The organism is Alteromonas sp. WD8-37 (genome assembly GCF_055326825.1).
In genome coordinates this window covers 507,444-519,952 of the sequence record NZ_JBUZOV010000002.1, presented here as the reverse complement: position 1 = coordinate 519,952, position 12,509 = coordinate 507,444, and the positions used below count along the sequence as shown (strand labels likewise).

Annotated in this window: 13 protein-coding genes; all 13 read right to left on the bottom strand. The window is 53.7% G+C overall.

What is annotated here, in order from left to right:
• The 13 genes from ACTUJZ_RS07780 to flhF all read right to left on the bottom strand — a co-directional run bounded on the left by ACTUJZ_RS07780 (nucleotide 1) and on the right by flhF (nucleotide 12,506).
• Nucleotides 1-1,050 (bottom strand): homocysteine S-methyltransferase family protein, encoded by a 1,050-nt coding sequence (locus ACTUJZ_RS07780; protein WP_463635729.1) that lies wholly within the window; start codon nucleotides 1,048-1,050, stop codon nucleotides 1-3.
• On the bottom strand, nucleotides 1,037-1,996 hold the full coding sequence (gene metA, locus ACTUJZ_RS07775) for a homoserine O-succinyltransferase MetA (protein WP_463635728.1): 960 nt from the start codon (nucleotides 1,994-1,996) through the stop codon (nucleotides 1,037-1,039). The genes ACTUJZ_RS07780 and metA overlap by 14 nt, the downstream gene beginning before the upstream one ends.
• A gap of 168 nt (nucleotides 1,997-2,164) precedes the next feature.
• Nucleotides 2,165-2,578: a DUF2802 domain-containing protein gene (locus ACTUJZ_RS07770; RefSeq protein ID WP_463635727.1), complete on the bottom strand. Its 414-nt coding sequence runs from the start codon at nucleotides 2,576-2,578 to the stop codon at nucleotides 2,165-2,167.
• Between the two features lie 126 nt (nucleotides 2,579-2,704).
• A complete protein-coding gene (locus ACTUJZ_RS07765; RefSeq protein WP_463635726.1) occupies nucleotides 2,705-3,196 on the bottom strand; it encodes a chemotaxis protein CheW in 492 nt (163 codons plus the stop codon).
• A gap of 26 nt (nucleotides 3,197-3,222) precedes the next feature.
• Nucleotides 3,223-3,975, bottom strand: a complete 753-nt coding sequence (locus ACTUJZ_RS07760) for a chemotaxis protein CheW (RefSeq protein WP_463635725.1) — start codon at nucleotides 3,973-3,975, stop codon at nucleotides 3,223-3,225.
• On the bottom strand, nucleotides 3,972-4,748 hold the full coding sequence (locus ACTUJZ_RS07755) for a ParA family protein (protein ID WP_463635724.1): 777 nt from the start codon (nucleotides 4,746-4,748) through the stop codon (nucleotides 3,972-3,974). Before ACTUJZ_RS07755 ends, ACTUJZ_RS07760 begins: the two co-directional genes overlap by 4 nt.
• A gap of 12 nt (nucleotides 4,749-4,760) precedes the next feature.
• Entirely contained in the window at nucleotides 4,761-5,909 is a 1,149-nt protein-coding gene (locus ACTUJZ_RS07750; protein ID WP_463635723.1) for a protein-glutamate methylesterase/protein-glutamine glutaminase, read from the bottom strand.
• Nucleotides 5,910-5,975: 66 nt separating this feature from the next.
• Nucleotides 5,976-8,231 carry a chemotaxis protein CheA gene (locus ACTUJZ_RS07745; RefSeq protein WP_463635722.1) on the bottom strand — a complete coding sequence of 752 codons (2,256 nt, stop codon included), beginning with the start codon at nucleotides 8,229-8,231 and terminating at the stop codon, nucleotides 5,976-5,978.
• Between the two features lie 12 nt (nucleotides 8,232-8,243).
• The gene (locus ACTUJZ_RS07740; protein WP_463635721.1) at nucleotides 8,244-8,996 is read right to left on the bottom strand and encodes a protein phosphatase CheZ; all 753 of its coding nucleotides are present in this window, start codon (nucleotides 8,994-8,996) and stop codon (nucleotides 8,244-8,246) included.
• A 34-nt stretch (nucleotides 8,997-9,030) separates the two neighbouring features.
• Nucleotides 9,031-9,414 carry a chemotaxis response regulator CheY gene (cheY, locus tag ACTUJZ_RS07735; RefSeq protein ID WP_463635720.1) on the bottom strand — a complete coding sequence of 128 codons (384 nt, stop codon included), beginning with the start codon at nucleotides 9,412-9,414 and terminating at the stop codon, nucleotides 9,031-9,033.
• A gap of 49 nt (nucleotides 9,415-9,463) precedes the next feature.
• Nucleotides 9,464-10,192: an RNA polymerase sigma factor FliA gene (locus ACTUJZ_RS07730; RefSeq protein ID WP_463635719.1), complete on the bottom strand. Its 729-nt coding sequence runs from the start codon at nucleotides 10,190-10,192 to the stop codon at nucleotides 9,464-9,466.
• Complete coding sequence (locus ACTUJZ_RS07725; protein WP_463635718.1) at nucleotides 10,189-11,055, bottom strand: MinD/ParA family ATP-binding protein; 867 nt, start codon at nucleotides 11,053-11,055, stop codon at nucleotides 10,189-10,191. Before ACTUJZ_RS07725 ends, ACTUJZ_RS07730 begins: the two co-directional genes overlap by 4 nt.
• Nucleotides 11,052-12,506 carry a flagellar biosynthesis protein FlhF gene (gene flhF, locus ACTUJZ_RS07720; protein ID WP_463635717.1) on the bottom strand — a complete coding sequence of 485 codons (1,455 nt, stop codon included), beginning with the start codon at nucleotides 12,504-12,506 and terminating at the stop codon, nucleotides 11,052-11,054. Before flhF ends, ACTUJZ_RS07725 begins: the two co-directional genes overlap by 4 nt.
• Nucleotides 12,507-12,509: the final 3 nt, after the last annotated feature.

Here is a 12,509-nt window from a genome sequence, read left to right as displayed (position 1 = left end):
TTAATGCACGAAGGGTTCAAGCCCTGACAAACGCATCTTTACGTCAAACTGAGGAAGAGTACGGGGCGCTTTGCCCGCCACCGCTGCGGCAATTGCTGCGATATGCTCTGGGGTGCTGCCACAGCAGCCCCCGACGATGTTCACCAGGCCGGCATCCGCCCACTCGCCAATGTGCGCAGCCATGGCCTCGGCATCCAAATCGTATTCGCCAAATTCATTGGGCAAACCGGCATTGGGATGGGCTGAGACCAGAGACTCACAGACACTGGCAATTTCCACCACATACTGGCGCAGCAGGTCCGGGCCCAGCGCACAGTTAAGGCCAAAGGCAAACGGGCTGGTATGGCGCATCGAGTAATAAAATGCTTCGGCAGTCTGCCCGGACAAAGTGCGCCCGGAGGCATCGGTAATGGTGCCGGAAACCATCACCGGTAAGCGCAGCTCCAGCTGGTTAAACACCTGCTGCACCGCAAAAGCAGCGGCTTTAGCATTTAAAGTATCAAACACGGTTTCCAGCATGATGATATCCACCCCACCGGCAATCAGGGCTTCACACGATTCGCTGTAGGCCTCGACCAGCTCATCAAAGGTCACATTACGCTTACCTGGATCGTTTACATCCGGACTAATAGAGGCTGTACGGTTGGTGGGCCCTAACACACCGGCCACAAAACGCGGTTTATCAGGGGTTCGCCGGGTAAACTCATCGGCGGCCCGGCGGGCCAGCTGGGCAGCCTGCAGATTAATCTGTCGCGCCTGCGCTTGCATATCGTAATCCGCCATGGCGATGGTGGTGGCATTAAAGGTGTTGGTTTCAATGATGTCGGCGCCAGCCGCCAGATAATCACAATGGATCTGATAAATCAGCTCGGGCTGAGTCACGGCCAGCAAGTCATTGTTGCCTTTTAAATCACAATGCCACTGGGCAAATTGTTCGCCCCGATAATCCGCTTCCTGCAATTGATGCTGCTGAATCATGGTGCCCATGGCACCATCTAACACCAGGATACGCTGCCGGGCAGCGGCGTGTAATTGCTCAATCTGTGTCACGTTGTACCTCTTGTGGGGGCCGCGAACCGTCAGCCAGTAAATTTAAATCATAAGGGGTGGTTTGATACACATAATAATTCAGCCAGTTGGTAAACAGCAGACTGCCATGCGAGCGCCAGCGTACCAGAGGCGCACCGGCCGGATCATCCTGAGTAAAATAGTTGAGTGGAATGGCCGGGTCGAGCCCTGCTGCGCGATCTCGATGAAATTCTTCGCTCAAGGTATCCGGCTCATATTCAGGATGCCCGGTGACAAACACCTGGCGCTTATCCTCACTGGCCACAATATAGGCACCGGCCTGTTCTGATTCTGCAATGACGCTTAAGCCTGGCACCTGCTGGTATTGCTGCGCCTGGATATGGCCAAAGCGTGAATGCGGGGCAAAAAACAGCGGGTCATAGCCACGCAATAGCTCATTGTGGGGGTCATTTACGCGATGTTCATACACCCCGGACAATTTGGTCTCGCGGAGCTGGCGCTTCACACCATAATAATGGTACATGGCAGCATGGGCTGCCCAGCACAGATACAGGGTGGATTGGACATGACGCCGGGCCCAGTCAAAAATGGTGGCCATAGCCGGCCAGTAATTAACCTCGGTATAATCCAGATGCGCCAGTGGCGCGCCGGTCACAATCAGGCCGTCGTACCGCTTGTGGCTGACCTGCGAAAACTCATGGTAAAACGCATCCATGTGCGACTGTGGAGTGTGCTTGGGGGCCTGATTATCGATACGGATGAGGTCCACATTGATTTGCAATGGCGTATTAGACAACAACCGCAGCAGTTGCACCTCGGTTTCAATCTTGTTGGGCATGAGGTTTAAAATCCCCACCTCCAGCGGCCGAATGTCCTGATGCGACGCGCGCTGGCTGTCCATGGTAAAGATATTTTCGCCCAGCAATACATCCTGGGCGGGCAGTTGTTCAGGAATTCGAATCGGCATGGCGGCTCCACCACAAAGTATCTTGACTCTATTGTGGCGCGCTCAGGGCGGATGTCAACCAATTTACGTCTAGACGTCTAAACGTTTTTGATTACAGTGATTTTGCGATGCTCTGCTTCGAAACTACATCAGACTGTATCGGGCTAGGAGCTTAGGATATTGCAGGGATCAATGTTTATGAATCGTTATGATCAATTCGGCTTCGGCGCGGGGAATATCACAGGATTCCATGATCTCATCCACACTGGCGCCCTGGCGGACCAGTTCGGCAGCACGTTGGTATAAACGCATGGACGGATCCTGCTGTTTGACTTCACGCAGCTGATTTTCCTGCTGGGTGAGCAGGGTTTGGAGTTGTTGCAAATGCTTACTTTGAACTAACGAGCGGCTTTGCTGTTCATCCAGCTGATGTGAAAAGGCTTCCAGCTGTGCCTGGGCCTGGGTCAATGCAGCGTTGGCCTGCGCATTGTGAGCAGCATGTTGCCGGCGCAGATTCAGCATTCCTACGAACAGTGCCACCACTAAAACCAGCGCCACAGCGGCTAATGCAAGAGCCAGGACAGCAAATTGTGAGGCGTTCATAGCAGACACCATAAAAGGTTGAATATCAGTAGATTACCAAGGAGTGCCCGGTTTAAACAAGCGCACCGCCGGAGGCTACTGTAACAGCCGCGGCGGTGCGAGGTGTTCACCCGGTAACAATAGCGGTTACAGATGAGCCAGTTCGTCCCACTCTTCATCGCTAAGCAGCTTGTTCAGGTCAACCAAAATCAGCAGCTCGCCATCACGGTTACTCACACCCTGAATAAACTTGGCGCTTTCCTCGGTGCCCACATTCGGCGCACTGTCGATTTCAGAAGTTTTCAGATAAACCACTTCGGCCACACTGTCTACCAGAATGCCCACCACCTGCTCATCAGACTCGATAATCACGATGCGGGTATTGTCGGTGGTTTCGGCCGGGGCCAGACCGAAGCGGGCGCGGGTATCAATGACAGTGACTACATTGCCACGCAGATTGATAATGCCCAACACATAATCCGGCGCGCCAGGCACCGGGGCGATTTCGGTGTATCGCAACACTTCCTGCACCTGCATCACATTGATGCCGTATGTTTCATCGCCCAGACGGTAGGTTACCCATTGCAACACCTGATCGTTGCTGTCAGGGGGATTGTTGATTGCTCTTTCTTCACTCATGAACCTGGCTCCGATAGTTCAGACAGTTAGTCCTGGCTGCCTAACCCTTTGTTTAGCATTGATATTAGCTGATTTACATCAACTAACGCACACATTCTTTGTTTTACCATGCCGGCCAGCCAGGGGCGTTTGCCCTGGCTTTCCCGCCATTTAATATCATCTTTGGTTAAGGTCACGGTATTAACCAGCTTGTCGCAGGCCAGCCCCCACAGGCTGTTGCCCAGCATGATCAGGTACTGATAATTGAGATTATCCGCCATAGTCTGATCATATTTTTCCGGCATCACCCAGCGGGCCGTATCCACCACATTGATTTTTTGTTCTCGGTGCAGCATCACCCCTTTAAACCAGGCTGGCTTGCCAATAAGCGGCCCCACCTTTTCCAGCTGATGAATCCCGCCTAAGGTGATGAGCGGTACTGCCAGAGTGAGCCCGGCCACATCAAAAAACAACGCCTGAAAGGTCTCGTCCAGCTGACCTTTAAGGGCCTGTACCGACGCTGCAACAGGCTCGCCCTCTGCATCGTCTTGAGGCTGGTTCAAGGCTTCGACCACCGGTGTCACAGGCGTCGCCACCACCGGCTCCTCTTCAAACGCCGCTGGGATGGCTACCTCACTGACCGGCGCAATAACAGGTTCTTCGGCATCCGGCCACTGCGCCTGCTCTAACAAACGCGCCGTGGTTTGCGCCACTGTCTCGCTGACAACCGGCTCGTGCAGCAGACTGTCCAGATACTCCTGCATCACGGCTTCCTGGCCTAACGGACTGTGCTTACTCATATTACTGCCTGCTCTACGAGGGTCTCTAAAAATGTTGCATAGGCCTGCACACCGCGCGCTTTGGGAAACGCCACGGAGGCGGGTAATTGCGCCTGGCTGGCATCGCGAAAGCGGGTGTCGACCGGGATCATGCCGGCATACACATCACCGGCATAGTCTGTCATCAGCCTGGCCTGGGCTTTAATCGCTGCATTGGTGCGTCGGTCAAACATGGTGGGTAAGATAACCGTGTTGAAACGCTTGTTCAGCGAACGCCCCATGATCACCAGGGTCTGCATCATGCGATCAAGCCCTTTAAGGGCCAAAAATTCCGTCTGCACCGGCACAATCACCTTGTCACAGGCCGCCAGTGCATTGACCATTAGCACACCGAGTACCGGCGGGCAGTCAATCAGCGCCACATCAAATTTGTCCTGCACGGTGGCCAGGGCTTTTTTCAAAATAAGGCCCATGCCTGGTTCACTGCCCATCTTGCGGTCCAGGGTGGCCAGCGCCATGCTGGCAGGTAGCACATATAGGCCATCTACCCGGGTCGGGCACAGACAGTTAAGCACTGTATCGGCATCAAGGGTGGCTTTATTAATAAAAATATCGTACACCGAGGCATGGATCCGGTCGGCATCAATGCCGAAATAATAGCTCAGTGACGCATGGGGATCGGTGTCGATTAACAAGACCTGCTGGCCTTGGGTGGCCAGCAGCCCGCCCAGGGTCACGGTGGTAGTGGTTTTGCCCACCCCGCCTTTTTGATTGGCAATTGTCCAGATCTTCACCGGCCCGGATCCTTATCCTGTGGCCATTTCGGTTTGCACACACGCCGACATATGGTCGATGCCAATGCTTTTGTGGGCAAGGTTGGCTTTGGCCACGGCCTGCGGCATGCCATATACCACACACGAAGCCTGGTCCTGAGCCCAGATGGTAGCCCCGCGTTCGCGCAACGTCTGACAGCCATCGCGGCCATCGGCGCCCATGCCGGTTAAAATCAGGCCCAGCACATCGCCGCCATAGCACTGAGGCAGGCTGGCAAAGGTCACATCCACGCTGGGCTTGTAAGTAAAATTATCCTCGTTGCTTTCGCTAATCTGCACCACGGCCTGGCCCTGACGCGACACTACCCGCAATTGTTTGCCACCGGGTGCCAGATACGCATGGCCGGCTTTAAGTACATCGCCATCGCTGGCCTCCTGTACCTGAATTTTGCACTGGCTATTAAGACGCTGGGCAAATGCCTGGGTAAAGGTGCCGGGCATATGCTGCACCAAGATGATTGGGTGGGCAAAATCAGCCGGCAGCGGCATCAATAATTTTTGCAACGCCACCGGGCCACCGGTGGAGGCGCCGACCGCCAGACAGCGGTAGGATTTGCCTGAACGGGTTACCGAGGTAACGGGCGCCGGAGCAGGCGCCGCCGGGGCATTGGCCTGGCCGCTTAATACTGATGAAGAACGAATAAACGCCGATTTGGGTGCATTGCGGGGCATGCTGATGGCATCCCCACGCGCGGCAGGCATGGCTGCACGCCGGATCCCACCACCACGGCGCGCCAGCAAGCGCACCTTGGTGCGCAATATGGCGGCAGCTTCCTGACGCTCGCCGGCAATGTCTTCAAACTTTTTGGGTAAAAAGTCCAGCGCACCGGCTTCCAGCGCGTCCAGTGTGGCTTGCGCCCCCTGATGGGTTAACGAGGAAAACATCATGATGGGCAGCGGGCGGCGTTGCATGATAGCTTTGACCGCGCTGATCCCATCCATCACTGGCATTTCCACATCCATGGTCACCACATCCGGATTGAACCGGCTGATCATGTCGATGGCTTCCTGGCCGTTGGCGGCTTCTCCTACCACTTCCAGATCGCGATCAGCATTTAAAATATCGCGAACCCGGCGGCGGTAAAAACTGGAGTCATCCACAATCAACACTTTAAACGCCATGTTTTACTGCACCCTTGTTACTATTATGCTTGCCTGGTGACGCTGCCTGCTTGTGCTGACGCATGCTTAGCTGCGCTTCGCATAGCGCTTAAGCAGACCGGGAATATCCAGGATCAGCGCAATGCCGCCATCTGAGGTGATGGTCGCACCCGCCATTCCCGGGGTGCCTTGCAACAGCGCATCCAACGGCTTGATCACCACTTCTTCCTGGCCAATCAGCGCATCTACCACAAAGCCGACTTGCTGGGTGCCGATTTGCACCACCACCACATGGCCTTTTTCGCGGTCCACCGCTTTACCGCCACGGATCAGCCAGTCGCCTAAGAAAAACAGCGGGATGGCTTTTTTGCGCACAATCATGGTCAGTTGGCCATCGACAGTATTGGTCTTGCTGACATCCATATTGATGATTTCGCTGACCGCGCCAAGCGGCAGCGCAAAGGTTTGCTTGCCGACAATAATCATTAAGGTAGGCAAAATCGCTAGGGTTAACGGCACCTTAATGTCTAAACGGGTGCCTTTTCCCAGTTGTGAGTCGATATTAATGGTACCGTTGAGCTGGGTGATTTTTGTTTTCACCACATCCATGCCCACACCACGACCAGAAATATCACTGATTTCGGTTTTGGTTGAAAACCCAGGTGCAAAGATCAGATTAAAGGCATCTTCATCTGACATGCGTGCAGCAGCATCAGCATCTAATACTCCACGGTTAATCGCAATATCTTTCAATTTGGCGGGATCCATGCCTTTACCATCATCTTCGATGCTCAGCAAAATATGATCGCCTTCCTGTGATGCCGACAAACGCACGGTTCCCATGCGTGGTTTACCCGATGCCTGACGGTCATCCGGCATCTCGATACCATGGTCTACCGAGTTGCGTACCAGATGCACCAGGGGATCGGCCAGGGCTTCTACCAGGTTTTTATCCAGATCGGTTTCTTCGCCTTCCAGTTCCAGGGTAATTTCTTTTTTCAGGCTGCGAGCCAAATCACGCACAACCCGCGGGAAGCGGCCAAACACTTTTTTGATTGGCTGCATGCGGGTTTTCATCACCGCGCCTTGAAGGTCACCGGTCACCACATCCAGATTGGCAATGGCTTTGGTCATGGATTCATCATTGGTATTGATGCCCAGGCTCAGTAAGCGGTTTCTCACCAGCACCAGCTCACCCACCATGTTCATGATCTGATCCAGCCGCTTGGTGTCGACCCGTACTGTGGTTTCGGCCGGTGGTGTAGCTGCCGTTTTTTTGTCTTCTTTTTTTGCCGCCGGCGCATTGGCTGAGGCCGGTGCCGGGCTACTGGCCGCGGCAGGTGTCGAAGTACTGGTTGCCTGCTGTTGCTTGGCGGCGCTCACCGCCTGGGTGGTAGCCGTATCCACAGCATCTTCGGCCTTGGTAGGTTGACTGGTAGCGGCCGGCTCAGCATCTTTGGCTGTGGGGCCCTGGCCCTTGCCATGTAACTGGTCCAGCAACGCTTCAAATTCATCATCTGAGATTTCATCATTATTGCCGCCCGGGGCAGCGCTGGACGTGGCTACCGGGGCTGGCTCGGCTGCAGCCTGAAACTGGCCTTTACCATGCAACTCGTCTAACAGTGCTTCAAATTCATCATCGGTAATATCATCCCCGCTACCGGCCGGCGCGGCGGTGGCAGACACCGGTTTATTCTCGGTTGCGGCCACAGCATCAGCCGGGTTGGCGGCGCGCCCGGGCGCGCCACTGCCGTGTAGTTCATCCAGCAGCTTTTCAAATTCGTCTTCGGTAATTTCATCAATACTGCCACCGGCGGATGGCGACATCGCTGCCACTTCCGGAGCTTGCGGTGTCTGCTCTACCACCTGCTGCAGGTTGTCATCCAGATTGCCCGGGGTAGCAGGCTGGGCACCGGCCCGGCTGGCATTGTCAAAAATCGCCTCATCCGGGGTTTCTGGGGTGCTTAGCTGATGTAACAGCTCCACCAGGGCCGGGTCCGCTGGTTCCAGCGGCTCACGGGATTTGACCTTTTCAAACATGGCCACCACCACATCGGTGGCTTGTAAGATGGTGTCCATCAGCTCAGGGGTCAGGGTGCGCTGACCATTGCGCATGACATCAAAAACATTTTCGGCACCGTGGCAAATCTCCACCAGTTCGGTCAGCGATAAAAAACCGGCGCCGCCTTTTACTGTGTGATAACCGCGAAAGATTGCGTTGAGCAAATCACTGTCTTCGGGGTGATTTTCCAGGTCCACCAGCTGCTCTTGCAACTGCTCCAGGATCTCACCGGCCTCTACCAAAAAGTCCTGTAAAATATCTTCGTCTAAATCAAACGCCATCAGCCCGCTCCCTTAAAACCCTAAGCTAGACAAAAGGTCATCAACATCGTCCTGACCTTTTACAACGTCGTCGCGTTCTGCGGCATTCATGATCGGCCCTTCTGCTTCGACTTTTTCGTTTTGTTTTTGTTGTTTTGCCGATGCTTCGGCAGCACTGACCTCAGGCTCACCAAACATGGTCAGCATGTTCACCAGGCTGTCTTCCACTTCTTTGACCAGCTCGATAACCCGACGGATCACCTGCCCGGTCAGATCCTGATAGCCCTGGGCCATCAGCACTTCGGTCAGTAGCGCGGTAAGACGATCGGATTCGGATGATGCATCGCTTAACAGCTGATCGATATCGCCGCATAAGGCTTTAAACTCGCCCAGCTCGATCTGGCGGGTCATCAGCTTTTTCCATTCTGGCATGATGCTGTCAATTCGCCCGGATAACGACTCGGCGATCGGCATACTGGCTTCCACCGCATCCATCGTGGTGTTGGCGGCTTTCTCCGTTTCCTCAATCACGTAGGTCAGGCGGGTTTGGGCATCTGGAATATCATCATTGGCCAGGCCAACAATGCGTTCATCCAGTTGAAAATTATTCAAGGCATCGTGCAGCTGGCGCGTTAGCTTGCCCACTTCGGCAAACAGCTCGATGGATTCTTTGGTAGATATCGCTTCCAGCAGGCCGTGAGCAGCAGCGTTATCGCCCTGCTCCAGGTAAGTCACAAGCTGCCGCGCTTCTTCTAATGAAATAGGCACATTGACATTGGTCGACATCCAGTTTTCCTCTGTGTCTGTCAGAACAGCTGGATTACCCTAAGCGTTCGAAGATTTTATCTAATTTTTCTTTGAGGGTAGCGGCGGTAAAGGGTTTTACCACATAGCCATTTACGCCTGCCTGAGCGGCAGCCACGATTTGTTCTTTTTTGGCTTCGGCAGTCACCATCAGCACCGGTAGCTGCTTGAGTTTGTCATCAGCGCGGATCGCCCGCAGCAGGTCGATGCCCTGCATGCCTGGCATATTCCAGTCGGTCACCACAAAATCAAAATCGCCCTGTTGCAGCATCGGCAACGCAGTGCTTCCGTCATCCGCTTCCTGGATGTTGGAAAAGCCCAGATCCTTCAATAAATTCTTTATGATTCGTCTCATCGTAGAAAAATCATCTACCACAAGAATTTTCATATTTTTGTCCAAAATGGCCTCCACCGGGGATAGTAATTATTATAAATCGTTCTAGGTTTGGTTAGTTATCGGCACGCCACGACTGCATTTTAGCTTTTAATTTTAGCATTGCCTGGCTGTGTATCTGGCTGACGCGAGACTCACTGACATCCAGTACTTCACCGATTTCCCGCAAGTTAAGTTCTTCGTCATAGTACAACGAAAGCACAATCGCTTCACGCTCGGGCAGCGTGGTGATGGCATGGGCCAGCGCTTTTTGAAACGCGCCCTGCATCAAATCTTCCAACGGGGTGTCAGCCCCCTGATTAGCCGGGGTGGTGATCACATCTTCCGACACGCCTAAGTCTTCAATGCCCACCAGTTTGCCGGCATTTACTTCATTGAGCATTTGATGGTAAGTGTCCAGTGATACATCCAGCTTGGCTGCAATGTCCACATCACGGGCATCGCCGCCAGTTTCCCGCTCTACTTCATTGATGGCTTCGGTAATGGCGCGGCCATTTTTATGTACCGAGCGCGGCGTCCAGTCGCCTTTGCGGATTTCATCCAGCATAGCACCGCGGATACGGATACCGGCGAAAGTCTCAAAGCTGGCGCCTTTTGAGCCGTCAAAATTTTTGGCCGCTTCTAACAAACCAATCATGCCCGCCTGAATCAGGTCATCCACCAGCACACTGGCGGGTAAACGCGCCATCAGATGATGGGCGATACGCTTGACCAGCGGCGCATGCCGCTCCACAAGCTGGGCTTTATTGGTTTGCTGCTGATAAGCGGCCGCTTTGTTGTTCAACGCTGCATTCCTACTGCTTTGCCGGCGACAAGTTGCTCAATAAAAAATTCCAGATGCCCGCCCGGTTGATTCGGAATGGGCCACTGTGCGGCATTGGCCGCCAGACGGGTAATGGCCTGGGCTGCTGGCGAGCCGGGAAAGGCATCGACAATGGCCGTTTGTTTGCGCACTGCTTTACGAATATTTTCGTCAAACGGTACAGTTGCCACTAACTCCAGCGCCACATCCAAAAAGCGCCCGGTGACCTTGGAGAGTTTATTAAACAGCTCCTGGCCTTCGCGCATGTCCCGCACCATGTTGGCCACAATCTTAAAGCGGAACACCCCGTGTTCGCGGTTCAAAATTTTGATCAACGCATAGGCATCGGTTAAGGAGGTTGGCTCGTCGCACACTACCACCATGATATCCTGTGACGCTTTGGAAAAGCTCAATACCATGTCTGAGATCCCGGCGGCGGTATCCACAATCAATACATCAATTTGCGAGCGCAACTCACTGAACGCGCGGATCAACCCGGCATGCTCGGTGGGTGTCAGTTCGGTCATAGACTGGGTACCGGAAGTGGCCGGTGCGATCTTGATACCATGGGGGCCGGTCACCAGTACCTCATCCAAGGTACATTCGCCGGATAACACATGGGCGAGATTTTTTTCCACCCGCAGGCCCAGCATCACGTCCACATTGGCCAGGCCAAGGTCAGCGTCCAATACCATTACACGCTTGCCTTGCTTGGCCATGGAAATGGCTGTATTCAGGGTAATGTTGGTTTTCCCTACCCCACCTTTACCACCAGTAACGGCGATGACTTTAATTAATCGTGACTGATTCATCTTTCGTAAGCTACTCGCTTGATCTTCAATCATACTGCCTGTGCTGAATTTCCGATATTACTGGCACTAGTATGAGTCAAACCATACTTTTTATAAAGCTTTGCCGCAGCAGAGACCAGAGATTTTGCATCTGCCACTTTAATATCCTCGGGCACCTGCTGGCCATCGGTCAGATAACTGACCGGCAGCGCATGTTCAATGGCTACACTGAGCACCTCACCTAAGCTGTAACATTCATCCAGCTTGGTAAAAATACATCCGTCCAATTTCACTGCATCGTAGGCGTGAATGATACGCTGTAATGCGGGATATTGGGTATTTGCCTGCGCCACCAGGTATTTTCTCACCGGTTGCATCTGGCCACCGTCAAACTTTGCCAGTTGCTTGATCAAGCGGCTGTCACGCTGGCTAAAACCAGCAGTATCGATCAACACCATGCGCTTGTGACGCAGCTGGAACAATAATTCGGCCAGTTCTTCACTGGATTGGGCCTTACGTACCGTACAGCCAATAATCTTGCCATAGGTGGCCAGTTGTTCATAAGCTGCAATCCGGTAGGTATCGATAGTGATCATCGCCACCTGATCGGCACCGTATTTTTGCGCATAGCGTGCAGCCAGTTTAGCCACAGTGGTGGTCTTACCGGTTCCGGTTGGCCCCACCAGCGCTACCGCGCCGGTTTGTTGCAGAATATCATTGCCAGAAACATTGACGCGATTAGCCAATAGGTTAAGCAGATAAATCCAGGCTTCGCGTTCGTTGTATTCTTTTGGTGTGTAATTCACCAGTTGTTCAGCCAGGCTGTAGCTTAAGCCCATGCCTTCTAGACACTGCATCATATAGCTTTGGGTCGGGCTCTGGCGCTGCTGCTTGTCGTTCATCAGGCCGGCCACCTGAAACTGCAGCACATTACGTAAAGAGGCCAGCTCTTCCTTGATGGCATCCAGTTCACTGGTGTTGCCGCTGTGTGCAACCGGCTGGCCGGTAAATTGAGTGGGCGCTTCCTGGGCTGACTGCGAACGCTCTAAATCTAATTCATTTTCATCGTCAAAAAAGTTAAAGCCATTGTGCGGGGCCTGACGCGACGCAGATGGTTGCGCTGATTGTTGTGACGGGCGCTGAGGTACTTGTTGCTGCTGAGGCTCTGGCTGACGCTGAGGGGCTGCAGCTTGGGCACGTTCAGCCTGCTGACGCTCAACATTTTTATTTACCTGCTTTTCCAACAGCGCGCGCAATGTATCCGGGCCATCATCGCCGATGATTTCGCTTAAGCTGGGCGTGCCGCCTGATGTTGAGGTGGATTTGGCCGCCGGGGCTTTACGCGGGGCTAGCTTGGCTTCGGGTTCTTTGTCGTAGGCTGCCACCAGTTCAATCCCGTCGGCTACCTTGCGGTTGGACATGATCACAGCTTCGCCACCTAACTCGGCTTTTACTGCATTCATTGCTTCGCGCATGTCTTTGCCAAAAAAACGTCTGATTTTCATTGC

Bases quoted from the DNA above. Each gene is read 5' to 3' on its own strand.
- metA (WP_463635728.1), bottom strand. From the start codon at position 1,996: ATGCCGATTCGAATTCCTGAACAACTGCCCGCCCAGGATGTATTGCTG.
- ACTUJZ_RS07770 (WP_463635727.1), bottom strand. From the start codon at position 2,578: ATGAACGCCTCACAATTTGCTGTCCTGGCTCTTGCATTAGCCGCTGTG.
- ACTUJZ_RS07765 (WP_463635726.1), bottom strand. From the start codon at position 3,196: ATGAGTGAAGAAAGAGCAATCAACAATCCCCCTGACAGCAACGATCAG.
- ACTUJZ_RS07760 (WP_463635725.1), bottom strand. From the start codon at position 3,975: ATGAGTAAGCACAGTCCGTTAGGCCAGGAAGCCGTGATGCAGGAGTAT.
- ACTUJZ_RS07750 (WP_463635723.1), bottom strand. From the start codon at position 5,909: ATGGCGTTTAAAGTGTTGATTGTGGATGACTCCAGTTTTTACCGCCGC.
- ACTUJZ_RS07745 (WP_463635722.1), bottom strand. From the start codon at position 8,231: ATGGCGTTTGATTTAGACGAAGATATTTTACAGGACTTTTTGGTAGAG.
- ACTUJZ_RS07740 (WP_463635721.1), bottom strand. From the start codon at position 8,996: ATGTCGACCAATGTCAATGTGCCTATTTCATTAGAAGAAGCGCGGCAG.
- ACTUJZ_RS07725 (WP_463635718.1), bottom strand. From the start codon at position 11,055: ATGATTGAAGATCAAGCGAGTAGCTTACGAAAGATGAATCAGTCACGA.
- flhF (WP_463635717.1), bottom strand. From the start codon at position 12,506: ATGAAAATCAGACGTTTTTTTGGCAAAGACATGCGCGAAGCAATGAAT.